Genomic DNA, 24,324 nt, shown 5'->3' with positions numbered 1-24,324 from the left:
CACAGAAAGTTCATCATGCCTGTTGATCTGTCGCCCCCCAATCCCGCTGATTTGTTTGCCGTGCCTGGCGTCCGCTTGGGCATTGCCGAAGCCGGCGTGCGCAAGGCCAACCGCAAAGATTTGACCGTGTTGCTGCTCGACGAGGGCGCCACCGTCTCCGGCGTGTTCACGCAAAACCGTTTCTGCGCCGCACCGGTGCAAATCGGCCGCGACCACTTGGCGCGCAACCTCGGCATCCGCGCCATGGTGATCAACACCGGCAACGCCAACGCCGGCACCGGCCAAGACGGCCTGATGCGTGCACGCGCCACCTGCATCGCGCTGGCGCGCCACCTCGACCTAGCGCCCGAACAAATCCTGCCGTTCTCTACCGGCGTGATCATGGAGCCGCTGCCACACGACCGCATCGAAGCCGGTTTGCCTGCCGCGCTGGCCGATGCCAAAGAGGCCAACTGGGGTCGCGCCGCCGAAGCCATCATGACCACAGACACCGTGGCCAAGGCCTTCAGCACACAAGTGGTGTTGGGTGGTGTGAAGGTGTCGATCACCGGCATCAGCAAAGGCGCCGGCATGATCCGCCCGAACATGGCCACCATGCTGGGCTTCCTGGCCACTGATGCGAAGATCGCGCCAGCCTTGATGCAAGACCTGGCAAAGACCTTGGCCGATGCATCGTTCAACCGCGTCACGATTGACGGCGACACCTCCACCAACGACTCGTTCATGGTGATTGCCACGCACAAAGCGGCGCATGCTGAAGTGACCTCGTGGGACAGCGCAGACGGCAAGGCCTTGAAGGCCGGCCTGCTGCAAGTGGCGCAAAAGCTGGCGCAAGCCATCGTGCGTGACGGTGAAGGTGCCACCAAGTTCATCACCGTGCGGGTAGAAGGCGGCAAGACTGGCGACGAATGCCGTCAAGTGGCCTACGCCATTGCCCATTCACCTTTGGTGAAGACCGCTTTCTTTGCCAGCGACCCTAACCTCGGCCGTATCTTGGCCGCTGTGGGTTACGCCGGCATTGCCGATCTGGACCAGACGCTAATCGACCTGTTCCTGGACGACGTGCACGTGGCGGTGAAGGGCGGGCGCAACCCGGACTACCGCGAAGAAGACGGCCAGCGTGTGATGAAGCAAAGCGAGATCACCGTGCGTGTGGTGTTGGGTCGTGGCGATGCGGCCGACACCGTGTGGACTTGCGATCTGAGCCACGAATACGTGACGATCAATGCCGATTACCGGTCATAAGATCGGCCGATAGACCAGAGACATGCCCAGGGGTGATAGCCTCTGGCGCCCAAACTGCCGCCGAGAAGAGCATGAACGAACATTTTGAACGGTTGATCGAACGCGCGGAGCGTGTGCTCCAGCGCATTGAACAGGTGTTGCCGCAGCCCATGTCGGCACCCGACTGGAACGCCTCCATCGCCTACCGCTACCGCAAGCGCAGCTCGGGCCACGGTGGTCTGGAGCCGGTGCGCCACGTGGCGGCCATGTCGCTCGATGCGCTCAAAGAGATCGACGGTCAGAAAGAAAAAATCCAGCGCAACACGCAGCAGTTTGTCGAAGGCCGCCCCGCCAACAACGTGCTGTTGACCGGTGCGCGCGGCACGGGCAAGTCGTCGCTGATCAAAGCCTGCCTGAACACTTACGCGGCGCAAGGCCTGCGCTTGATTGAAGTGGACAAAGCCGACCTGACCGACTTGCCCGACATCATCGACGTGGTGGCCGACCGGCCCGAGAAGTTCATCATCTTCTGCGACGACCTGAGCTTTGAAGATGGCGAGTCCGGCTACAAAGCGTTGAAGTCGATTCTGGACGGCTCGGTGTCTGCGTCGACTGCCAACGTGCTGATTTACGCCACCAGTAACCGGCGCCACCTGTTGCCCGAGTACATGAAGGAAAACCTCACCTACACCCACACCGAAGATGGCGAAGTCCATCCAGGCGAAGTGATCGAGGAAAAGATTTCCCTCTCTGAGCGCTTTGGCCTGTGGGTCAGCTTCTATCCGTTCTCGCAAGACGAGTACCTGGCCATCGTGGCGCAGTGGCTCGGTTCGTTTGGCGTGAGCCAAGCGGCCATTGACGCGGTGCGCCCTGCGGCCTTGGTATGGGCCTTGGAGCGCGGTTCGCGCAGCGGTCGTGTGGCCTACCAGTTCGCCCGCGATTACGCCGGCCAACATTCGGGTCAGGCATGAGCGGCGCGGCTCCTCTGGTCGCCGATGGCAACCTGCCGCGCGAAGGCGGTGCCGACCGCGCCGTGGTTGATGTGGCCGTGGGTGTGTTGGTTCAGCCTGATGGCCGCTTCTTGCTCACCAGCCGCCCCGCGGGCAAGGTGTATGCGGGTTACTGGGAGTTCCCCGGTGGCAAGCTTGAAGCAGGTGAAACTGTGGAGCTGGCGCTGCGCCGCGAACTCTACGAAGAATTGGGCATCGACATTGCAGGTGCCGAGCCTTGGCGTACCGAGTTGGTGGACTACCCGCATGCCCTGGTGCGGCTGATTTTCTGCAAAGTGCACGCGTGGTCGGGCGAATTGCAGATGCGTGAGGCCCAGTCGTTTAGCTGGCAGTCGCTGCCGGTAGATGTAGGGCCGGTGTTGCCTGGTGCGGTGCCGGTGTTGGACTGGCTGGCCCAAGAGCGTCATTTTGAAGGTGCTACCATTTCGGTAGCTTGATACGCTTGCTCTATATGCGCTAAAGGCCAATTTGGCTCATAACTAAAAAGTCCGCCACGGTCACCCTGGCGGACTTTTTTATTGCAGCTTGGGGTCGCCGTAAACCTGGTCATCCGGCGGGTTGTCGGCTGGCATGGTGTAGCTTTCACTGGCCCACACGCCCAGGTCGATGTTCTTGCAGCGTTCGCTGCAAAACGGCCGGTAGCGGTTGCGCGGCGCAAACAGGCTTTGCCCTTTGCAGATGGGGCAATTCACCCAGCGGTCGACCTGAGGCGCTGCTTCAAACGGTTTGAGGGGGGAGGATGGTTCAGACATCTGCGGTACAAATCTGCGGTTTCACAACGGTTCTTGACCCCGTAATTTAAGCACACAGCGCGATTTCAAACGAGACGTCTTCGGTGGCAGGGTGCAGCCGGTCGTCTTCACCGTGGCGCATCAAACGCACCGACACCATTAGCCGGTTGCCGCTGATCTCGGGCGTGAGCTCCAGCCCTTCGTCGATACGCAAGCGCAGCAGTTGGTAGGTGCGGCCTTGCGGCAGGTTTTGCTGAAACTGACCGCCCACGGCCATCACCTTTTGTGGCGAGCCAGATTCGCGCAGCATCTTCATCAGGTGGTGAATCGATTCGGCCAATGGGCCAAATGTGGCCGCCCAGGTTTCAATGGCTTGGCGCCGCACGCTGGCGGGCTTGTGCTGCCAGGCGTAGTAAGAGGGCAGGTCAAATTCACACGTGCCGCCGGGAATGTTGATGCGGCTGCGCAGGCTCATGAGCCAGTCGTTTTCGGTCAACGAATGGCCGGCTTTGCCGGGCTGGTTGTGCAGGGCCGAGAAGCAGGTGTCGAGCTGGTGAATGACTTCGTCCAGCCGTTCTTCTGAAATGGAAGGGTTGCCACGGTAGCCGTTGAGTACCGTCTTCTGTTTTTCGAGATCTTTGAGAACGTCGGACTTCAGGTCCGCACGGGCCGCCACGTCCATCACTTCGAAGATCGTGGCCAGCGCGTAGTGGTGGTCCAGCGGGTGTTCGCGGGGCGTCAACTCACCTAGGCGGCGAAACAGGTGTTCCAGGCGCAGGTAAGTGCGAATGCGTTCGTTAAAGGGGTATTCGTAGAGGATCACGCCGAGTCTTTTTTCAGTGCGAGGATCATAGCCCGAAGTTTGCCGCGATCTGCGCCACCTCGTTACCTAATGAGTCAAGCGTACACCCATCATTGAACAACACGATGTCAGCCGATGCCGCGCGTTGCGCCCGTGTGGCCTGGCTGGCGATGATCTGGCGCACGGTGTCGGCGGGCATGGCATTGCGTGCCACCACGCGTGCCACCTGTGTTTCTTCAGTGCAATCGACCACCAGCACACGGTCGAGTCGCGCGCTCCAATGGCTTGATTCGACCAGCAGTGGAATGTCGAACACCACGCAGCTGTGGCCGCTTTGAATGGCCGCCTCGGCCTGCGCAAAAATCGCTTGGGTGACCAGCGGGTGGACGATGCGTTCCAACCGCTTTTTGGCCGAGGGGTCGGTGAACACCAGGTTGCGCATCTGCTCGCGATCGAGTGCGCCGCTGGCATCGATGAAGGTGGGGCCGAATTGTGTGCGAATGGCTTCAATGGCCGCACCGCCGCTGGCCGTGGTGCCGCGCGAAATGGCATCGGCATCGACCAGCGCGGCGCCATGCCGTTCCACCAGCATACGGGCCACGGTGCTTTTGCCGCTGCCGATGCCGCCTGTCAGGCCGAGTCGGAGGGCGGTGCGGGCCATGGCCTAGAGCCCGATGAAATGCAGGATGGCGTTCGGCCCGAAGACCATGGCCACAAATCCCGCGCCGGCCAGGAAAGGCCCAAATGGGATGTAGCCACCTTCACGCAGATTGCTGCTGAACTTCATGCCAATGCCGATGATGGCACCGATCACAGAAGATGCGAGGATGATGGGCACCAACGCCTGCCAGCCAAACCAGGCACCCAGCGCGGCCAGCAGTTTGAAGTCGCCGTAGCCCATACCTTCTTTGCCTGTCAGCAGCTTAAAGGCCCAGAAGATGCACCACAAGAACAGGTAGCCAGCGACTGCGCCCCACAGCGACGCTTGCAGCGGCACAGGAATCCAGCCGAGCGCGGCGCAGATCAGGCCGGCCCACACCAGCGGCAGCGTGATGTCATCAGGCAGCAGGGTCGTGTCCCAGTCGATCAGCGCCAGCACCAGCAGCGCGGCGGAGAAGCCACACCAGGCCAGCGCCTGTACCGTCCAACCGTATTGCCACAGGCAAAAGGCGAAGAGGGCGCCAGTGGCCAACTCAACCAGCGGGTAACGCAGGCTGATGGGTGTGCCGCAACCGCTGCAGCGGCCGCGCAGGAACACATAGCTCAAGACTGGAATGTTCTCGTACCACCGGATTTTGTGCGCGCACTTCGGGCAAGCCGAGGCCGGGCGCAGCAGATTGTAGGTGCCGACATCGGCGTCCGTTGCTTCGGCGTCTACGCCCTGCAGGTCGGCGTATTCCTGCGCCCATTGGCGTTCCAGCATCTTGGGCATGCGGTGGATCACCACGTTCAAGAAGCTGCCCAAAATCAAACCCAAGATGCCGCCCAGCGCGGCATCAATCCACATCAACTGCTGCATTAGACGACCGCGCCCAGCTTGAAAATTGGCAAATACATCGACACCACGATGCCACCGATGATGACACCCAGCACCACGATGATGATGGGTTCCATCAGACTGGACAGGCCGGCCACCATGTCATCCACCTCGGCTTCGTAAAAGTCGGCGGCCTTGCTCAGCATGTGGTCGATCGAACCCGATTCTTCGCCGATGGAGCACATCTGCAGCACCATCGAGGGGAACACGTTGGCATTGGTCATGGCATTGGTCAAACTGGTGCCGGTCGCCACTTCCTGTTGGATTTTTTCGGTTGCCTTGGCGTAGACCGAGTTACCCGCCGCGCCACCCACGGAGTCGAGCGCTTCCACCAGCGGCACACCGGCGGCGAACATGGTGGCAAGAGTGCGCGTCCAGCGGGCTACGGCCGCTTTTTCAACCATGATGCCGAAGATGGGCATCTTCAGCAGGGCGCGGTCCATGAACATCTGCACCTTCTCACTGCGCTTCCACGCCTGGATGAGAAAGTAGAAGCCGCCGCCAATCGCACCAAAAATCAGCCACCAGTACGCCACGAACACTTCGCTGATGGCGATCACTGTCAACGTGGGACCAGGCAGATCGGCACCAAAGTTGGAGAACACTTCCTTGAACGCCGGGATCACAAAAATCATGATCACCGACACCACGACAAACGCCACCACGATCACCGAGGTCGGGTACATCAAGGCCGACTTGATCTTCGACTTGATGGCCTCGGTCTTTTCCATGTAGGTGGCCAGGCGGTCGAGCAGCGACTCCAAGATGCCGGCGGCTTCACCAGCTTCCACCAGGTTGCAGTACAGGCTGTTGAAGTACATTGGAAACTTGCGGAAAGCTGCGCTGAGCGAACTGCCGGTTTCCACGTCGGTGCGAATGTCGTTGAGCAATTTGGTGACGCTGGCGTTGCTATTGCCCCGGCCCACGATGTCAAACGCCTGCAACAACGGCACGCCTGCCTTCATCATGGTGGCGAGCTGGCGTGTGAAGATGGCAATGTCTTTGGGCTTGATGGATTTGCCCGAGCGCATGCGGCGCTTCTTGATCTTGGTCGGAAACACGCCCTGGCGGCGCAACGTGGCCTGAACCTGGTTTTCGCCCACGGCGCGCGTTTCCCCGCGCACCTGCTTGCCGTTGCGGTCCTTGCCTTCCCACTCGAAGATGAATTCTTTGATGTCCCTGGACGCTGCAGTAGCCATGGAGTGCCTTGGTCGCTTCCGGTCGTAGTGTTATTCGTTGCTGACGGCCAGCACTTCTTCCAGCGAAGTCATGCCTTGCTTGACTTTGACCAAGCCTGATTGACGCAGGCTGCGCACACCCTCGCGCTTGGCTTGGTCGGCAATTTCCAGGGCGTCACCGTCGCGCAAGATGATGCGTTGGATCTCTTCGCTCACCGGCATCACCTGGTAGATGCCCACACGGCCTTTGTAGCCGTGGTTGCAGGCCGAGCAGCCCACGGGGCCGTAAGGCTTCCACGAGCCGTCCAGATCTTCTTCTGCGTAGCCCGCATCGAGCAGCGCCTTGGGCGGAATATCGATCGGCACTTTGCAGTTACTGCACAGCCGGCGCGCCAGGCGCTGCGCGGTGATCAAGATCACGCTGGAGGCGATGTTGAACGGCGCGATGCCCATGTTGCGCATGCGTGTCAGCGTGGTGGGGGCGTCGTTGGTGTGCAGCGTGGACAACACCAAGTGGCCGGTCTGGGCTGCCTTGATGGAGATGTCGGCGGTTTCGATGTCGCGAATTTCGCCGACCATGATGATGTCGGGATCCTGGCGCAGAAACGACTTCAGCGCAGCGGCAAACGTCAGCCCGGCTTTTTCGTTCACGTTCACCTGGTTCACGCCAGGCAAGTTGATTTCAGACGGGTCTTCGGCCGTGGCGATGTTCACGCCGGGTTTGTTCAGCAGGTTCAGACAGGTGTAGAGCGACACCGTCTTGCCCGAGCCGGTGGGGCCGGTCACCAAGATCATGCCGTAGGGACGACCGATGGCATGCAGCAGGCGCGCTTTTTCTTCGGGCTCGTAACCCAGGGCTTCGATGCCGAGCTTTGCGCTGCTGGGGTCCAGAATCCGGATCACGATCTTTTCGCCAAACAGCGTGGGCAAGGTGCTCACGCGGAAGTCGATCACGCGCTCGGGGCCGACTTTGAGTTTCATTTTGCCGTCTTGCGGGACGCGCTTTTCCGAGATATCAAGGCGCGAGATCACCTTGATGCGTGAGGCCAGCTTTTCTTTAATGGCCACGGGTGGCGAGGCCACTTCGCGCAGTTCACCGTCGATACGGAATCGCACGCGGTATTGGTGTTCGTAGGGTTCGAAGTGCAAGTCAGAAGCGCGCATGCCCACGGCATCGAGCAGCATTTTGTGCAGGAACTTCACCACCGGCGCGTCTTCCACCTCGGTGGTGGCGCTGACATCGGCCACCTCGGTGTGGCTGGCCATCATGGCGTCGTCAAACTCGAAGTCGCCGCCGGTGATGCCGTCGAGCGCGTCGCCAGCCGACATGGTGCTGGCGTCTACCAGCTTGGAGAGCTTGTCGTACTCGGCAATGATCCAGTCCACGCCCATTTGCGTGGAGAACTTGATTTTTTCAGCCGCGTCCTGGTCGGCCGGGTCGGCCGTGGCGACGATCAACCGGTTGTTGCGCTTGCTGAGCACCACCACGCGGTAGGCTTGGCAGATCTTGGGGTCGAGCAAATCGCGCGGCAGGCGCTGCAGGTCGATGGCATCGAGGTCGAGCAGCGGCGCAGCGAACGCTACCGACATGGTGTGCGCGAGGTCGTAGGCCGATACAGAGCCCGAACCCACCAACTCAGCGATGAAACTGGTGCGGCTAGACTTAGCCTTGCTGTAGATGTCTTCAGCGGCCTTTTGCCCCAGCTTGCCAGCCAGAATCAACGCTCTTGCTAACCCGGGCAGGGCTACAGAAGAAGCGTCCTGTTTGAATGTGTCGACAACGGCCATAAGCCCAAAATGTAGCAGGTAGCAAAAGGTTACTTGATCATCGTTGATTCAAATAGCCGTGTAAACGTCAGCAGTGTTGCTAGGAGGTGCCAGATGCAACCCAACGCGGGTGTAAGGGTTGGCTCACAAAGCTCTGCAACTCGGGCGGCAACTCGGCCTGCAAGGCCAAAGCTTCACCGGTGGCAGGGTGGCTGAGTTGCAGCTTCCAAGCATGCAGAAACATGCGTTTGAGGCCATGTTTTTGCATCAGCTTGTTGTGCTCGAAATCGCCGTATTTGTCGTCGCCTGCAATCGGGTGGCCTTCGCTGGCCAGGTGCACGCGGATCTGGTGGGTGCGCCCGGTTTTGATGGTCACTTCTAATAGAGAGTAGTCGTCGAGCTTTTGCTGGATCTTCACCAGGCTCAGCGAACGCATGCCGTCCGGGTGGTCCTTGGCCACCACCTTCACGCGGCGCTCTCCATCGGGTAGCAGGTATTTGTGCAAGGGCTTGTCCAGCACCTTCTTATTAGCGGGCCAGGCGCCCAGCGTCAGCGCGAGGTAGGTCTTGCCGGTTTCACGTTCGCGAAACTGGTCTTGCAGGTTGAGCAGGGCGCTGCGCTTTTTGGCGATCAGCAAGATGCCCGAGGTTTCGCGGTCCAGCCGGTGCACCAGTTCCAGGTAACGCGCTTGCGGGCGCGCGATGCGCAATTGCTCGATCACTCCAAAACTCACACCGCTGCCACCATGCACCGCCACACCGGCGGGTTTGTTGATGGCGAGCAAGTGGTCGTCTTCAAACAGGATGGGAAATTCGCGCGGTGGCGCCGCTGCGGCAGCGGGCGTGGCCGAGCCAGATGCGATTTCCACGCGCTCGGCCATTCGTACGGGGGGTAGGCGAATCACGTCGCCTTCTTCTACACGCGTATCAGCAGATGCGCGTTTTTTATTGATGCGCACTTCGCCACTGCGGATGATGCGATAGACGTGGGTTTTGGGCACACCTTTGAGCTGGCGTAACAAGAAGTTATCGAGCCGCTGGCCTGTGCTGCCGTCGTCAACCGTGACCAATTTAACCTCGGGTGCGGGAGGTGGGTTGTTAGCCCCTATAATATTTTTCACCAGCGTCGTGTCGTAAGTACTTGATTAGTCTCAATTTTAGAGTGCTTAAGCGAAGACGCTGTGAAGTCGATGCCGCCCAGGCTGATTTCCTGTAGACCACGTGACCCTTTGGTGCTGGTGGCAGGAGTTGGTGGTGGGTCGAGCCGACGCTCTGTAAACATTGATACGGAATACCCAAAACCTGGCAGACCGGGCAAACGCCCTGCCTGCCTTGCGGATTGAAACGAGAACTGTCGTGTTGCTAACCTATATTCAACTTTGCGTGCGGTGGCTCAGGCCGCTGCATTTCAGCGCGAATTGGGTGGTAGCGCGTTTCAGTGCAGCGCAGCCAGCTCTTCATTTGATAGCAAATAAAGCCCTGCGATTCCCCGTTTTGATCCATGTGCCCTCGCCCCCACTAGCGTCTGAACCAAGGTTCACATAGTGGCGGCTCTCTGGCAATTCCATTCGTTTTCAGGCGTCTGTTCCGGCATCAGAAGCTCATTTTGAGCATGTAAACCGAAGAACAGTCTGGGCTGCAAGTGCCCAGTAAAAGGAACCGCACCATGAAACGGATGCTGATCAACGCCACACAGGCTGAAGAACGCCGCTTGGCCATCGTCGACGGGCAAAAACTGCTCGACTACGAAATCGAAGTTGAAGGGCGCGAACAGCGCAAAGGCAATATCTACAAAGCGGTCGTGACCCGCGTAGAGCCCTCTCTGGAGGCTTGCTTTGTGGACTACGGCGAAGACCGTCACGGTTTTCTGCCATTCAAAGAAATCTCCAAACAATATTTCTCGCAAAACGTGCCGGTCAGCCAGGCGCGTATCAACGAAGTCATTCGTGAAGGCCAGGAACTGATTGTTCAGGTCGAAAAAGAAGAACGCGGCAACAAGGGCGCGGCGCTGACCACCTTTGTCTCGCTGGCCGGCCGCTACGTCGTGCTGATGCCGAACAACCCCCGCGGTGGTGGCGTTTCGCGCCGCATCGAAGGTGAAGACCGGGCCGAGCTCAAAGAAGCGATGGACCAGCTCGAATACCCGAACGGGATGAGCATCATCGCGCGCACCGCTGGCATTGGCCGCAGTGCTTCTGAGCTGCAATGGGACTTGAACTACCTGTTGAAGCTGTGGACCGCGATTGACGGCGCCGGCAAACAAGGCAAGGGCGCCTTCCTGATTTACCAAGAGTCGAGCCTGGTGATCCGCGCCATTCGCGACTACTTCAACGGCGACATCGGCGACATCCTGATCGACACCGACGAAGTCTACGAACAAGCCCAGCAGTTCATGGCCCACGTGATGCCTGAACACGCTGCCCGCGTGAAGCGTTACCGCGACGACGCGCCGCTGTTCAGCCGCTTCCAGATCGAACACCAGATCGAATCCGCTTACGCCCGCACGGTGCAACTGCCGTCCGGCGGCGCGATTGTGATCGACCACACCGAAGCCCTGGTTTCGGTGGACGTGAACTCGGCACGCTCGATTCGCGGTGGCGACATCGAAGAAACCGCGACCCGCACCAACCTCGAAGCCGCTGAAGAAGTGGCGCGCCAGATGCGTCTGCGCGACTTGGGTGGCCTGATCGTGATCGACTTTATCGACATGGAAGAAAGCCGCAACCGCCGCGACGTGGAAAACCGCCTGCGCGACGCGCTGCGCCAAGACCGCGCACGTGTGCAGTTCGGCACCATCAGCAAGTTCGGCCTGATGGAAATGAGCCGCCAACGCCTGCGCCCAGCGCTGTCCGAAGGCGCTTCGATTCCTTGCCCACGTTGCGGCGGCTCCGGCCACATCCGCGACACGGAAAGCTCGGCGCTGCAGATCCTGCGCGTCATCCAGGAAGAATCGCTGAAGGACAACACCGCTTCGGTGCTGTGCCAGGTGCCGGTCGACGTGGCTTCGTTCCTGTTGAACGAAAAGCGCACCGAAATCACCAAGATCGAGTTGAAGCAACGCATCAACGTGTTGATGGTGCCCAACAAGACGCTGGAGCGCCCGAACTACAAGCTCGAACGTCTGAAACACGACGATCCGCGCCTGGACCACATCGAGTCCAGCTACAAGATGGCCGAAGAGATCGACGATCCAACGGCTGTGTCGCGCCGCTCGCAAGAGCCCACCAACAAGCAAACCCCGGTGATCAAGGGTGTGTTGCCAGACGCACCCGCACCGCAAGCGCAACCACGTGCGGCAGCAGCGCCTGTGGCTGCGGCCCAGCCCGCACCCGTGGCAGCCGCGCCTGCGCCCGTCGCAGCACCGGCCGAATCCGGCTTCTTTGGCTGGATCAAGCGCATCCTGGGTGGCGCGCCTGCGGCTGAAACGCCTGTGGCAGCAGCACCCGCCCCAGCGCCAGTCAAGGCAGAAGAAAAACGTGAAGGCCGTGGCGGCCAACGCAGCGAAGGTGGCCGTGGTGGCCGCGACGGTGGGCGTGAAGGCGGCCGTGGCCGTGGTCGCGATGGCCAAGCCCGCGACGGCGAGGCCCGCGAAGGCCAAGAAGGCCGTGGTCCACGCAATGGTGGTGACCGCACTGAGCGAGGGGACCGCCCAGCCCGTGGCGAACGTCCACCACGTGGTGAAGGTCAGCCGCGTGGCGAAGGCCAACCGCGCGCTGAACAAGCCGCTGGTGAAGAAGGCCGTGGCCGCGACCGTAATGGCCGTGGCGAACGCGGTGGTCGTGGTGAACGTGGCGGTCGTAACCGTCCTGAAGCTGAAGTCGCTGCAGCGGCCACCAACGGTGCGGTTGCACCCGGTGCCGTGGAAGTGACCGAAGGCGAAGCCCGTCCAGAGCGTGCGGATCGTGCTGAACGCGCCGAACGAGGCGAAGGCCAAGGCCGCAATGGCCGTGGTAACCGTGGTGGTCGTGGCCCGCGTGAAGACGCACCACGTGACGAAAACGGTCAGGAAGTGGCCCGTGAGCCGCGCGAACCCCGTGAACCTCGTGAACCACGCGGCGAGCGTCCTCCTCGCGCCGAGCGCGGTGAGCGCCAAGAGCGTGGCGACCGTGCTGAGCGTCCAGTGCAAGAGCCAGCCGAGCGCCCAGAGCGTCCATCGTACTTCGCGCAAACCGCTGCAGCACCTGTAGCCGCAGCAGAAGCGCAAGCGCCACAACAGCCACAACCGCAAGACGCGGATGTGGGTGGGGATGCCCAAGCCATCGAGCGCGGTGAAGCCGCTGTCGAGGGCGCCGAGCCACAACGCCGCGAAAAGCGTTCACGTGACCGTTATGGCCGCGACCGTAAAGACCGAGCCCCGCGCGAGAACGCTGATGGTTCGCAAGCGGCCGCGTTTGTGCCGAACGACGTGGCCTTGGCTGCATCGTCCGAAGCATCGGTTGACTCTGCTCCTGTGGCGGCTCCCGTCGCTGCACCTGTGGCTGCTTTGACCACGGCTCCTGCCGCGCAGATCGAAGTGCCGAAGGCTGCCGCTGTTGCTGCTCCTCCTGTGGCTGCGCCAGTGGCCGCTCCTGCAGCAGCCCAAGGTGGCTTGCCGAAGGTCACCTCGTTCGAGCTGCCATTGGCAGCCCTGGACCAAGTGGCGCAAAACTCCGGCCTGCAATGGGTGCGCACCGACGCCGAGCGCGCCGCCGCTGTGCAAGCCGCGATCGCCGCAGAACCCAAGCCCGTGCACGTGCCACGCGAGCGCCCACCAGCGGTCGTGATCGACACCGAGCCTCTGGTGCTGGTGGAAACCAAGCGCGATCTGCGCAACATGCAACTGCCGTTCTAAACCACGGTCGAGCAAAAAGAAAAGGACCTTCGGGTCCTTTTCTTTTTTGGGTTTGCTGTTGTCAAGGAGGGGTGTAGTGAACCCGGACTGGGGGGGGCAGTGCGGCTTCTGCGCATCGGGCCGTTGAACGGTCATCGTGTCTAGCGACCTCGAAAAGCTGGCTTGTAACGCGCGCTATTGTGGTCGAGTCAAACCCTGTGCACTCGCGTGGCGGTGCCAGGCGGGCGATGACTGTGTTTGAGGCTAAATCGGCCTGTAACGCTCATTTAGCGGCAACAGCTTCTCTATTAATAGCAAATTGGCGTGTGAACCAATTTCCCTGCAGCCTCATTACGAGAGTTGGCGGGAGTCGGCAGGGGTCAACTGGATTTAGCTGGGGTGGGAGGCCAAGCCTTACACCATCGCCGCTTGCCGATAAGCATCCTGCGCTGCAGCTTCATCACCACGCTGCTCGGCCAGCACCGCCAGCGCACGCAGCGAGCGGCGTTTGAGTTCGCGGTCTTGGAGGTGTTGCACGCTTTGGGTGTGCAATTGCTGCGCCTTGCCCCATAGCTGCTGCTGCATGCAGGCCATGCCGGCGAGGTATTGCAGATTCGCATCGCGCGGAAAGCGTTGTTGGGCTTGCTCGATGCGTTGCAGCCAAGGTAGGTCGATGGCTTGGTCAGAAGCCGCAAAGCCGTCTTCCAAGGCGTGGATCAGCTTGATGGTCTGGGTGTCGGTCCAACTGTTGGGGTGGGCCATCCAGTGTTCCCATACCGGCAGCAGCCATTGGCGCGCCTGGTCGATGGGGCCTTGCAGTTGCACCATGCGCTGCGCGGCGTGGATGGCGACTTCGGGCATCTGGTGTTCGTTGCGGTCCAGGCGGGCCCAGGCGGCTTGGAGTTGGGCCACGTCGTAAGCATCGCTGATAGTCTCGAGCGCCAGGCTGCGCAGCAGGCTTTGGGCGGCGGCGTCCGAGAAGGCGCGGTGTTTGGCCAGCAGACGGGCGGTTTCCAGCGCCGGGCCGGTTTGGCCAGCCAGGCGCGCGGCCTTCAGGCGTGCGCGCAGGGCCAGCGTGCGGCGGCCGGCGCCGCTGGACATGCTGTCCAGCCACATCAAGGCTTGCTGCGGATCGCGGTCTTGCAGGGCCCAACGGGCGGCGCGCATTTGCACGCCTTCGCGGGTTTCTTGGGCGTCGCGTTGGTCGGTGCTGGTGAGCGCCAGTTGCAGGTGTTCGTCGCGAGTGACGCGGTCTTGCAAGGCGTGGGCGCTTTCGGCGGTGACCAGGTGCGACAGGGCGCGCAGCTTCTCGGCGTGGGCCACGTGGTGGCCGCTGGCGGCCAGGGCTTTTTCTTGTTCAAGCGCGGCTTCAGCGGCTTTGCGTGCGCGCAAGAAGCGGCCGGCGAGTTGGTGCGACAGGCCTTCGAGCAGCGCGGCGTGCATGGCGCGTTCGCGTTGCTGCAGGCGCCAGCGCAGGGCTTGCTGCGGCATGGCAAACAGAGCCGAGAGGGCGCGCAATGCCAAGTGCAAGACCACAAAACCTACCACCAGTGCGATCAGCACCAGGTTGAGCGAAAGGTCGACGCGGTAGGGGTGCCAGAACAGCGTGACGTTGCTCTGGTTGTCGCCCATCATCAATGCCACGGCGACGGCCGTGGCAAACAGTGCCAGGAGCCAAACAATCACACGCATGCTTATTGTCCTGCCGTGGCGGCGGAGAGGGCCGCCAGGGTTTCAGTCAACTGTGGCAGCTCGGTGGTTTTGAGCTGGCCTTGCACCTGCAGCAGCAGGCCCGCAGCCACCTGCGTTTTACGCGAGGCCGGGTCGAAATACTTGTTCAGCATGGTGGTCGATGCCGCGAGGTCGCTGCGCACCGATTCCATTTGCCGTGCCAGCAAACCCAAGCGCGCGTTCAACAGGCGTAGCTTCAGATTTTCACGCAGGAACACGGTTTGCTCGGGTGACAGCAGGGCGGCTTCAGGTTGGTCGACACGGCTTACGCGTACCAGTTTGCGGGCTTCTTCGGCGATGGTGCTGAGCCACTTTTGCCACCACTCGGTGGGCACGGGTGCTGTAGCTTGCGCTGGGGCAGGCAGGCCAGGCGCCAGCGCGGTGTTGAGGGTGGGCAGGTCGTCCACTTGGCGCACCAGGTCGTCCAGGCGTGCCAGGAGGCCGGGGGTGTCGGTCACATTGGCAGCTTTGATGCGTTCCACGTCGTGTGCCATGGCGCGCTGCAGGCCGGCCAGGCGCGGGTGTGGCGAGCGGGTGATGCGTTCGTTGGCGCTGGCCAGTGCGGCCAACAGTGGCTCCACGCTGCCGGTCACCTGCGCTTGTTGCAGCGCCAGGCGCAGTGAGGATTCGAGGTCGACCACCAGGTTTTCGTCTTGCGAGCGGGTGAGGCTTTGCACCAGGTCGTCGATCTGCGCGCGCTGCAGCATCGACTCCGACAGGCGTGACTCGGCTACGGCCACACGCGAGGCGGTGTCGCGCGCCAGGTCTTGCGCTTGTTTGGCGATGGTGTGGGCTTCGATGGACTTGGTGCCCGCGTCGCCGCTTTGGCGCGCCAGTTGTTCCTGGATGGTGCTGAGCTTTTGCCACAGCAGGCCGCTACCGGCCAGCCCGGCCACCGCGACGGCGCCGACGATCCAGACCATGGGCTGAAAGCCGCTGGTGCGTGGCTGGACGGGCGTTGGGGTGGGCGTTGCGGCAGTCGCTGCGGGGGCCGCAGGCGACGCGTCGTGTGGGGAAAGCTCGGCGTTCATATCAGGGATTCTATCGACGCAGCTACGTCGTCCAGGGTAGGACGTGACGAGCAAACAACACCAAAACCCGCTGTACGCGCAGCATCGGCGATACGCGGGTGTGTGGCCACGGCTTTGGCGGCGGTCAGGGGGTGCCCGGCCAAGCAAACCTGGAGGTTGCCAATGGCCTCAGAACTGCTGAGCAGCCATACTGTGCCATCGTGGGTGGCGCTCTGTGCCAGCACCAGTTGTGCGGGTGTGAACTGCGGTGGATGGCGCTCGTAGGCCACCACGGTGTCGACCACGGCGCCCGCTGCGGCGAGTTGTTCGGTGAGCCAACTGCGGCCCGCGCTTTCACCGTCGACACCGCCGCCGCGTACCACCAGCACGCGGGTGCCGAGCGTCACATTCGGCGCTACCAACTGCCACAGGGCTTCGGAGTCGAACTGCCCAGCGCTGTGCGCGGGTGCGTCGATTTGGCTAGCGGCCAGGCCAAGTTGCAGCAGTGCGGCCTGGGTGCCGGGGCCAGTGGCCCAAGCCCTGGTTGCTCCTATATCAGGAGCTGCTTGCGCATATTCGGATTGCGCTGAAGGCCTGTTTTGTTCAAAGAAATGCGTGACCGCGCTGCCACTCACAAACATCAGCGCTTGGTAGTTGGCGAGCCTTTGCCAGGCGGCGTGTACAAGCGCAGGGTTGCGAGCAGGCGTGATGTCGATCAGCGGCAAAGCGGCGGTATCAAACCCACGCGCTTGCAGTGCGGCGACCCAGCGTGTCGCTTCGGGTTCGGGGCGGGTGACGATGACACGCATCGCGCGAATCGAAAAAAGGCCTACCTTGCGCCAGCGGCTTGCAGCGTGGCGGCGGCTTGCTGGCCCAGCTCTTCGGCGCTGGCGGTGTCGGTGATGGCTGCGCTGGTGTGGGCGGTGAGCAAGGCGCCGGAGCCTTCGGCATCGCCCCAGGCGGCGTCCAGGCGCAGCACAGGGCCGTCCCAGGTGGCGAACGCGGCCAACGGCATCGAGCAACTGCCGCCCATGGCACGGCTCACGGCGCGCTCGGCGGCCACGGCCAGCCAGGTGGGCTGGTGTGCCAGCGGTTGCAGCAGTGCGGCCAGATCGGTTCTGTCGGTGCGGATCTCAATGCCCAGCGCGCCTTGGCCGGCGGCGGGGCGCATGGCGTCGGGTTCAAAGGCGTTGCGGATGCGGTCTTGCAGGCCCAGGCGAATCAAACCCGCGGCGGCCAGCACAATGCCGTCGAACTGGCCTTCGTCGAGCTTGCGCAGGCGCGTGTCGAGGTTGCCACGCAGCGGCTCAATCCGCAGGTCGGGGCGCAGCGCACGAATCAACACCTGGCGGCGCAGGCTGGAGGTGCCGATCACGCCGCCTTGTGGAATCTCATCCAGGCTGGCGTAGCGGTTGGAGACAAACGCGTCGCGTGGGTCTTCGCGCTCCAGCACACACACCAGGCTGAAGCCCTCGGGCAGTTCCATTGGCACGTCCTTGAGAGAATGCACGGCCAGGTCGGCACGGCCGTCTTCCAGCGCGTTTTCCAGCTCTTTGACGAACAGGCCTTTACCGCCCACTTTGCTCAGCGTGCGGTCGAGAATTTGGTCGCCGCGCGTGGTCATGCCCAAGAGCGAAACGTCGTGGCCACGCCGCAGCAGCAGACTGCGCACGTGCTCGGCCTGCCACAGCGCCAAGCGGCTTTCTCGCGTGGCGATGACGATGTTGGAGCGGGGGGCTTGGGAGGGGGCGGCGAGGCTCAAAACACGTAACCTGTCTGTAATTTGGTAGTGCGGTCGATGCTAGCATGGGGGCCGTTCGTCAACCTTCTTGGCCCTTTGGCCCCTCCCCATCAGGAAGCATCGCATGACCACGGCAGAACCCTCCAGCGCGCCCTCCAAAACCAAAGCGGCACCCGCTGCTGGCGCACCTGAAAAAACAGCCCGCGCCGGGGGGCGATCCAAAGACAACGAACGCCCGCTGGTGGAAGACATCCGCCTCCTGGGCCGCCTGCTCGGCGATGTGATTCGCGAGCAAGAGGGCGTGGCTGAGTATGAACTGGTCGAGCAAGTACGCAAGCTGTCGGTGGCCTTCCGCCGCGATGCCGATGCCGAGGCCGATAAAGCTTTGAAGAAGCTGCTGAAAGGCCTGAGCGGCGACCAGACGGTGAGCGTGATACGTGCGTTTACCTACTTCAGCCACTTGGCCAACCTGGCCGAAGACCGCCACCACATCCGCCGCCGCACCATCCACGAGCGTGCCGGCGACACACAAGAGGGCAGCATTGAAGTGGCCTTGTCGCGCCTGCGCTGGGCCGGCATCGGCCCCAAAGCCATTTCGCAAACCTTGGCGCACGCCTTTGTGTCGCCCGTGCTGACGGCGCACCCCACCGAGGTGCAGCGCAAGAGCATTTTGGACGCCGAGCGCGGCATCGCTTTGCTGCTGACCACACGCGACGAAATCCGCGCCCGCGCCGCCATGACGCCGACCAACCGCGACGCGCTCACCCCGCGCGAGTTGGCCGCCAACGAAGCGCAATTGCGCGCCCGTGTGATGCAGCTGTGGCAGACCCGGCTGCTGCGTTATTCCAAGCTCACCGTGGCCGACGAAATTGAAAACGCGCTGAGTTATTACGAAGCCACCTTCCTGCGCGAAATTCCGCGCATCTACGCCAACCTGGAGCGTGAGTTGGGCAACAACCCCGTGCACAGCTTCTTGCGCATGGGCCAGTGGATTGGCGGTGACCGCGACGGCAACCCGAATGTCAGCGCGCAGACGCTGGAATACGCACTGCGCCGCCAGGCTGACATGGCGTTGCGCCACTACCTCACCGAAGTGCATTACCTGGGCGGCGAGTTGTCGCTCTCGGCCCGCTTGGTCGACGTGAGCCCCGAGATGCAAGCGCTGGCCGAGCATTCGCCCGACACCAACGCGCACCGCCAGGACGAGCCTTACCGCCGCGCACTCACCGGCATGTACGCGCGGCTGGCGGCCACGTTGAAAGACTTGTCGGGCGGCGAGGCCGCACGCCACGCCGTCGCGCCGCAAAACCCGTACCTCAAGGCCGAAGAATTTTTGGCCGACCTGCGCACCATTGAAACCTCGCTGCGCGCGCACCATGGGGCGGTGCTGGTCACGCAGCGCCTGCAGCCGCTGATCCGCGCGGTCGAAGTGTTTGGCTTCCACCTTGCCACGGTCGACTTGCGCCAAAGCTCCGACAAACACGAAGAAGTGGTGGCCGAGTTGTTGGCCGTGGCGCGCATCGAGCCCAAGTACTCGGGGCTCGACGAAGCCGCGAAGCGCGAGCTGCTGGTGCGCCTGCTGAACGACGCGCGGCCGCTGCGTGTGATGGGCACCGAGTATTCCGAACACACCCGCAGCGAACTGGCCATTTTTGAAGCCGCCCGCACCGTGCGTGCACGTTACGGCGAACAGGCTATTCGCCACTACATCATCAGCCACACCGAGACGGTGAGCGACTTGCTGGAAGTGCTGCTGCTGCAAAAAGAAGTGGGCCTGATGCGTGGCACGCTGGACCAGCAAGCGACGAATGACCTGATCGTCGTGCCGCTGTTCGAAACCATTGAAGACCTGCGCAACGCCTCGCCCATCATGCGCGAGTTCTATGCGCTGCCCGGCGTGGCTGACTTGGTGCGCCGCAGTGGCGCCGAGCAAGACATCATGCTCGGCTACTCGGACAGCAACAAGGACGGCGGCATCTTCACCAGCAATTGGGAGCTGTACCGTGCCGAGATTGCGTTGGTGGAGCTGTTCGACCAACTGGCCAACAGCCATAACATCACGCTGCGCATGTTCCACGGCCGAGGCGGCACTGTGGGGCGTGGCGGCGGCCCAAGCTACCAGGCCATTCTGGCGCAGCCGCCCGGCACGGTGCGCGGGCAGATCCGCCTGACCGAGCAGGGCGAAGTCATTGGCTCCAAATACGCCAACCCTGAAATCGGCCGGCGTAACCTGGAGACCTTGGTAGCCGCCACCTTGGAGGCAACCTTGCTGCAGCCCACCAAGCCGGCCACCACGGCCTTCTTGCAGGCCGCGAGCAGCTTGTCGCTGGCCAGCATGGCAGCGTACCGCGCGCTGGTGTACGAGACCCCGGGCTTCACGTCGTACTTCTTCGATTCCACACCAATCCGCGAAATTGCCGAGTTGAACATCGGCTCGCGCCCCGCGTCGCGCAAAGCCTCGCAAAAGATTGAAGACCTGCGCGCCATTCCGTGGGGCTTTAGCTGGGGCCAATGCCGGTTGACGCTGCCGGGCTGGTTTGGCTTTGGCGCGGCGGTCGAGCAGTTCTTGAACGAAAACGGCCCGGACGGCAAGAAGGCTCAGCTGCAGCTGCTACAAAAAATGTACAAGCAGTGGCCGTTCTTCAGCACGCTGCTGAGCAACATGGACATGGTGCTGGCCAAGAGCGACCTGGCGCTGGCTTCGCGCTATTCGGAACTGGTGGCCGACGCGCGTCTACGCAAGAAGATCTTTGCGTCGATTGAGGCCGAATGGCACCGCACGGCCAACGCGCTGGGGTTGATCACGGGCGAAAAACAACGCCTTTCGGGTAACGCTTCGTTACAGCGCTCGATCCGGCATCGCTTTCCGTACATCGATCCGCTGCACCATTTGCAGGTCGAGTTGGTGCGGCGTTACCGCACTGGCCAGTCAGATCAGCGTGTGCAGACGGGGATTCACATCTCCATCAACGGCATTGCGGCAGGGTTGCGAAATACGGGTTGAGGTTCGCTAACACCTAAATCGAGATGTGCCAATCGGGATAGTCCTCTGCAATAATCGTTTTGAAGCGTTTTTAGAACCCCGCCAGCGGCCATGTCGTGGGTAGGGGGCGCGGGTTTCTCGGCTGCCAGCGCTGGCGAGCTGCCGTCTTCTTATTAGGGAGTTATATGCAGATTCAACCGGTCATCCTCTCCGGTGGTTCAGGCACACGCCTGTGGCCGCTGTCGCGCGAAAAATACCCTAAACAGCTGTTGCCGCTCATCGGCGACGACACGCTGCTGCAAGCTACGGTGCGCCGCGTCAACGGCATTGAGTCGTTGACCCTGGCACCGCCCATGGTGGTGTGCAACGAGGAATACCGGTTCGTCATTGCCGAGCAACTGCGCCTGATCAAACAGCCCGGCACTGTGGTGTTGGAGCCGTCAGGCCGCAACACTGCGCCTGCGTTGACGCTGGCCGCGTTGGCTGCCCTGCGCGACGGCAAAGACCCGATCCTGCTGGTGATGCCGGCAGACCACGTAATTCTGGACACAGTAGCCTTCCAAACCGTGGTGCGCCAAGGCGCGGCACTGGCGCAAGATGGCGCGGTGGTCACTTTTGGTATCACGGCCGATGCGCCGGAAACCGGCTACGGCTACATCCAGTCGGGTGCTGTTTTCAGCAATGTCGACCCGGCCAACCCGGCGCGGCTGATTGCGCGTTTTGTGGAAAAGCCAGACCTGGCCACGGCCCAGCAGTATTTGGACGCCGGCACCTACGCGTGGAACAGCGGCCTGTTCATGTTGCGCGCCTCGGTGTGGCTCGCGGCGCTGGGTCAATGCCGCCCCGATATCCTGGCCGCGTGCGAAGCCGCCTGGAAGGGCGGCTCTACCGATGGCGAGTTTGTGCGCGTCGACAAAGATATTTTTGCTGGCTGCCCCAGCGACTCGATCGACTACGCCGTGATGGAGCGCATTGCCGGTGGTGAGCTCACGGGCAAAGCCGGTTTGCCGCCCGGCGTGGTGATCGGCTTGTCGGCCGGTTGGTCCGACGTAGGCGCATGGGACGCCCTGTGGAAAGTGCTGCCCAAGAGCGAAGGCGCCAACGTCGCGCTGGGCGACGTGTTGATGCACGACTGCACGGGCACGCTGGCCTTGTCTGAAGGTCGCCTAGTGGCCTGCGTGGGCCTGGAAAATATTGTGGTGGTGGAGACCGCGGACGCGATTCTGGTCGCGCACAAAGACAAAACCCAAGACGTCAAAAAGATCGTTGATAAGCTGAAGACGGCTGAGCGCTCTGAGGGCCAGTTGCACCGCAAGGTGTTCCGTCCCTGGGGCTGGTACGACAGCGTGGACCACGGCGCGCGCTTCCAGGTCAAACGCATTGTGGTCAAGCCGGGCGGCTCGCTGTCGCTGCAGATGCACCACCACCGCGCCGAGCACTGGATTGTGGTGAGCGGCACTGCCCGCGTCACGCGTGGCGAAGAGGTGTTTCTGGTGTCGGAAAACGAATCCACTTACATTCCGCTGGGCACCACCCACCGCCTGGAGAACCCAGGCCGTGTCGAGCTGGAGATGATTGAAGTACAGTCTGGAAGCTACCTGGGCGAAGACGATATCGTGCGCTTCCAGGACGTCTACGGCCGCTCGCCGGGTTAAAACAGGGACCTCATGCCATCCGCTAAATTTGATCTGATCGCTTTCGACTGGGATGGCACCCTGTTTGACTCTACGGCCATCATCACGCGCTGCATCCAGGAAGCGGTGCGTGATGTGGGGGGCGCTGTGCCCACCAAAGAAGCCGCGTCTTATGTGATCGGCATGGCGTTGATGCAGGCCTTGGCCCATGCGGCACCCGATGTACCGCCTGAAAAATACCCCGAGCTGGGCGCGCGCTACCGTTATCACTACATGCAGCACCAGGACGACATCAGCTTGTTTGATGGCGTGTTGCCCATGTTGGCCGACTTGAAGGCGCGCAACCATACGCTGACGGTCGCCACCGGTAAATCGCGTCGCGGTTTGGATGAGGTGCTGCACACCCAAGCGTTGAAGGGCGTGTTTGCGGGTTCGCGCACCGCTGATGAAACCGCAGGCAAGCCCCACCCGCGCATGCTGGTCGAGCTGATGCGTGAATTTGGCGTGGCGCCCGAACGGACGCTGATGATTGGCGACACCACGCACGACCTGCAAATGGCCTTGAACGCTGGCTGTGCCAGTGTGGGTGTGAGCTATGGCGCCCATGAACCATCGGTCTTTCACACCTTGCGCCCCCTGCATGTGGCGCATTCTGTGAGTGACCTGCATGCCTGGCTTTTGGCAAACGGCTAGCCCTCTTCAAAAAGCAGAATGACTGACGGCGCCATCCCCCTCTGCAATGCCCGCGACTTGGTCAACGGCGGGGATGCCGTGCCGTTTGACGTGGTGTACCTGGGCCAGACCTGCCGCGCCTTCGCCATCCGCTACAAAGGCCAGGCCCATGCCTACCTCAACCGCTGCAGCCACGTGGCGATGGAGATGGACTACCAGCCGAACCGTTTTTTTGACGACACTGGCGACTGGCTGCTGTGTGCCACCCACGGCGCGGCTTACCGGCCCGATTCGGGTACCTGCGCTGGCGGGCCTTGCCGAGGCGGCTTGGTCAAAATCGAACTCAGCGAATTTGATGGCGTGGTGCATTGGCACGCACGCCACCCCTTGCAAGCGTTGGCGTTTTAACCGCAACTAACGTACGGACGAATTTAGTTTCTTACACTGGCCACCATGACCGAACCCACCCAACCCCAAGGCCCCGAGAGTCAATACGATCGGGAACCCACTTTTTCATCTGCGGCGCCCAGGCCGCCAGCACCTGCGGCGTCCGCCAAGGATGCAGGCGCCCCCAGTTGGGAGCGTGCCACGCTAGAGAAGCTGGCTTTTGCCGCCCTGGCCGAGCAAAAGTCTTCGCGCCGCTGGAAGACCTTTGTGCGTCTGGCTTGGCTGGTGTTCTTTATTGCTTTGGCGTGGATTGGCATGTCGCGTGCCGTGCCGACGCCAGACAAGTCCACTGCCCACACTGCGGTGGTCGAAATTAAAGGCGAAATTGCCGCCGGTGCAGATGCCAGCGCTGAGTTTGTCAACGCCGCCATGCGCGCAGCATTTGAAGACGAGGGCGCCCAGGCCGTGGTGCTGTTGATCAACTCGCCCGGCGGCAGCCCCGTGCAGGCCGGCATGATCAACGATGAAGTGCGTCGCCTCAAAGCGCTGCACAAGAAGCCGGTCTATGCAGTGGTGGAAGAAACCTGTGCCTCGGCGGCTTACTACATCGCCGTTTCGGCCGACCAGATTTTTGTCGACAAGGCCAGCATTGTGGGCAGCATTGGTGTGCTGATGGACGGCTTTGGCTTCACTGGTTTGATGGACAAGCTGGGCGTGGAGCGCCGCTTGCTGACGGCTGGCGCCAACAAGGGCCTGCTGGATCCGTTCAGCCCGCTGTCTGACAAGCAAAAAGAGTTTGCCCAAGGCATGCTGGACCAGATCCATGCACAGTTCATCGCCGCCGTGAAAGCGGGTCGCGGTCAGCGCCTGAAAGAAGACGAGAACACTTTCAGCGGCCTGTTCTGGACGGGTGAAAAAGCCGTTGAGTTGGGCTTGGCCGACCGCCTGGGCAACCTGGACTACGTCGCCCGCGAAGTCGTCAAGGCCGAGGAACTGGTGGATTACACCCGCCGTGACAACGTGGCCGAGCGCTTGGTCAAGCGCTTTGGCGCCGCCATCGGTGATAGCGCCATGCGCGCGCTACACACCATGCCAGCGCTACGCTGAG

At 62.0% G+C, this 24,324-nt stretch carries 20 protein-coding genes; 9 read left to right on the top strand and 11 right to left on the bottom strand.

Translation table 11 applies throughout. From position 1 onward, the window contains the following. Positions 1-15: 15 nt before the first annotated feature. From argJ to ACPWMG_RS22970, 3 genes are all read left to right on the top strand, one after another. A complete protein-coding gene (gene argJ / locus ACPWMG_RS22980; protein ID WP_483301818.1) occupies positions 16-1,245 on the top strand; it encodes a bifunctional glutamate N-acetyltransferase/amino-acid acetyltransferase ArgJ in 1,230 nt (409 codons plus the stop codon). A gap of 71 nt (positions 1,246-1,316) precedes the next feature. Beyond that, entirely contained in the window at positions 1,317-2,195 is an 879-nt protein-coding gene (locus ACPWMG_RS22975) for an ATP-binding protein (RefSeq protein WP_483301817.1), read from the top strand. Continuing rightward, positions 2,192-2,671 carry an NUDIX domain-containing protein gene (locus ACPWMG_RS22970; RefSeq protein ID WP_483301816.1) on the top strand — a complete coding sequence of 160 codons (480 nt, stop codon included), beginning with the start codon at positions 2,192-2,194 and terminating at the stop codon, positions 2,669-2,671. The genes ACPWMG_RS22975 and ACPWMG_RS22970 overlap by 4 nt, the downstream gene beginning before the upstream one ends. Before the next feature lie 78 nt (positions 2,672-2,749). Here the strand turns inward: ACPWMG_RS22970 and ACPWMG_RS22965 are convergent, their stop codons facing one another. The 7 genes from ACPWMG_RS22965 to ACPWMG_RS22935 form a co-directional block, all read right to left on the bottom strand. Continuing rightward, positions 2,750-2,986: a DNA gyrase inhibitor YacG gene (locus ACPWMG_RS22965; protein WP_483301815.1), complete on the bottom strand. Its 237-nt coding sequence runs from the start codon at positions 2,984-2,986 to the stop codon at positions 2,750-2,752. Between the two features lie 46 nt (positions 2,987-3,032). Next, positions 3,033-3,788, bottom strand: a complete 756-nt coding sequence (gene zapD, locus ACPWMG_RS22960; protein WP_483301814.1) for a cell division protein ZapD — start codon at positions 3,786-3,788, stop codon at positions 3,033-3,035. A 25-nt stretch (positions 3,789-3,813) separates the two neighbouring features. Further along, a complete protein-coding gene (gene coaE, locus ACPWMG_RS22955; RefSeq protein WP_483301813.1) occupies positions 3,814-4,428 on the bottom strand; it encodes a dephospho-CoA kinase in 615 nt (204 codons plus the stop codon). Positions 4,429-4,431: 3 nt separating this feature from the next. After that, on the bottom strand, positions 4,432-5,274 hold the full coding sequence (locus ACPWMG_RS22950) for a prepilin peptidase (RefSeq protein WP_483301812.1): 843 nt from the start codon (positions 5,272-5,274) through the stop codon (positions 4,432-4,434). A gap of 11 nt (positions 5,275-5,285) precedes the next feature. Continuing rightward, entirely contained in the window at positions 5,286-6,503 is a 1,218-nt protein-coding gene (locus ACPWMG_RS22945; protein WP_483301811.1) for a type II secretion system F family protein, read from the bottom strand. Between the two features lie 30 nt (positions 6,504-6,533). Beyond that, positions 6,534-8,270 (bottom strand): type IV-A pilus assembly ATPase PilB, encoded by a 1,737-nt coding sequence (gene pilB / locus ACPWMG_RS22940; protein WP_483301810.1) that lies wholly within the window; start codon positions 8,268-8,270, stop codon positions 6,534-6,536. Between the two features lie 79 nt (positions 8,271-8,349). Continuing rightward, a complete protein-coding gene (locus ACPWMG_RS22935) occupies positions 8,350-9,369 on the bottom strand; it encodes an RluA family pseudouridine synthase (protein WP_483301809.1) in 1,020 nt (339 codons plus the stop codon). Positions 9,370-9,914: 545 nt separating this feature from the next. Between ACPWMG_RS22935 and ACPWMG_RS22930 the strand changes: the two genes are divergently transcribed. Then, positions 9,915-13,079: an Rne/Rng family ribonuclease gene (locus ACPWMG_RS22930; protein WP_483301808.1), complete on the top strand. Its 3,165-nt coding sequence runs from the start codon at positions 9,915-9,917 to the stop codon at positions 13,077-13,079. Between the two features lie 393 nt (positions 13,080-13,472). On the opposite strand, the gene ACPWMG_RS22925 is transcribed toward ACPWMG_RS22930, so the two are convergent. The 4 genes from ACPWMG_RS22925 to hemC are packed head-to-tail and all read right to left on the bottom strand — an operon-like array spanning position 13,473 to position 17,561. After that, positions 13,473-14,750 carry a heme biosynthesis HemY N-terminal domain-containing protein gene (locus ACPWMG_RS22925; protein ID WP_483301807.1) on the bottom strand — a complete coding sequence of 426 codons (1,278 nt, stop codon included), beginning with the start codon at positions 14,748-14,750 and terminating at the stop codon, positions 13,473-13,475. Between the two features lie 2 nt (positions 14,751-14,752). After that, complete coding sequence (locus ACPWMG_RS22920; protein WP_483301806.1) at positions 14,753-15,820, bottom strand: uroporphyrinogen-III C-methyltransferase; 1,068 nt, start codon at positions 15,818-15,820, stop codon at positions 14,753-14,755. Continuing rightward, positions 15,817-16,608 carry a uroporphyrinogen-III synthase gene (locus ACPWMG_RS22915; protein ID WP_483301805.1) on the bottom strand — a complete coding sequence of 264 codons (792 nt, stop codon included), beginning with the start codon at positions 16,606-16,608 and terminating at the stop codon, positions 15,817-15,819. Before ACPWMG_RS22915 ends, ACPWMG_RS22920 begins: the two co-directional genes overlap by 4 nt. Before the next feature lie 20 nt (positions 16,609-16,628). Continuing rightward, entirely contained in the window at positions 16,629-17,561 is a 933-nt protein-coding gene (gene hemC, locus ACPWMG_RS22910) for a hydroxymethylbilane synthase (RefSeq protein WP_483301804.1), read from the bottom strand. Positions 17,562-17,664: 103 nt separating this feature from the next. Between hemC and ppc the strand changes: the two genes are divergently transcribed. The 5 genes from ppc (at position 17,665) to ACPWMG_RS22885 (ending at position 24,323) form a co-directional block, all read left to right on the top strand. Continuing rightward, a complete protein-coding gene (gene ppc, locus ACPWMG_RS22905) occupies positions 17,665-20,544 on the top strand; it encodes a phosphoenolpyruvate carboxylase (protein ID WP_483301803.1) in 2,880 nt (959 codons plus the stop codon). 164 nt (positions 20,545-20,708) lie between these two features. Further along, the gene (locus tag ACPWMG_RS22900) at positions 20,709-22,178 is read left to right on the top strand and encodes a mannose-1-phosphate guanylyltransferase/mannose-6-phosphate isomerase (RefSeq protein WP_483301802.1); all 1,470 of its coding nucleotides are present in this window, start codon (positions 20,709-20,711) and stop codon (positions 22,176-22,178) included. 12 nt (positions 22,179-22,190) lie between these two features. After that, complete coding sequence (locus ACPWMG_RS22895; RefSeq protein ID WP_483301801.1) at positions 22,191-22,850, top strand: HAD family hydrolase; 660 nt, start codon at positions 22,191-22,193, stop codon at positions 22,848-22,850. Between the two features lie 18 nt (positions 22,851-22,868). After that, a complete protein-coding gene (locus ACPWMG_RS22890) occupies positions 22,869-23,237 on the top strand; it encodes a Rieske (2Fe-2S) protein (RefSeq protein WP_483301800.1) in 369 nt (122 codons plus the stop codon). Positions 23,238-23,282: 45 nt separating this feature from the next. Beyond that, the gene (locus tag ACPWMG_RS22885; protein ID WP_483301799.1) at positions 23,283-24,323 is read left to right on the top strand and encodes a S49 family peptidase; all 1,041 of its coding nucleotides are present in this window, start codon (positions 23,283-23,285) and stop codon (positions 24,321-24,323) included. The last annotated feature ends 1 nt before the right edge of the window (position 24,324 follow it).

Origin of the sequence: Hydrophilobacter chitinilyticus, from assembly GCF_049860745.1 — a bacterium.
Classification (GTDB): domain Bacteria; phylum Pseudomonadota; class Gammaproteobacteria; order Burkholderiales; family Burkholderiaceae_C; genus Rhodoferax_B.
This window is presented reverse-complemented; position numbering and strand designations above follow the sequence as displayed.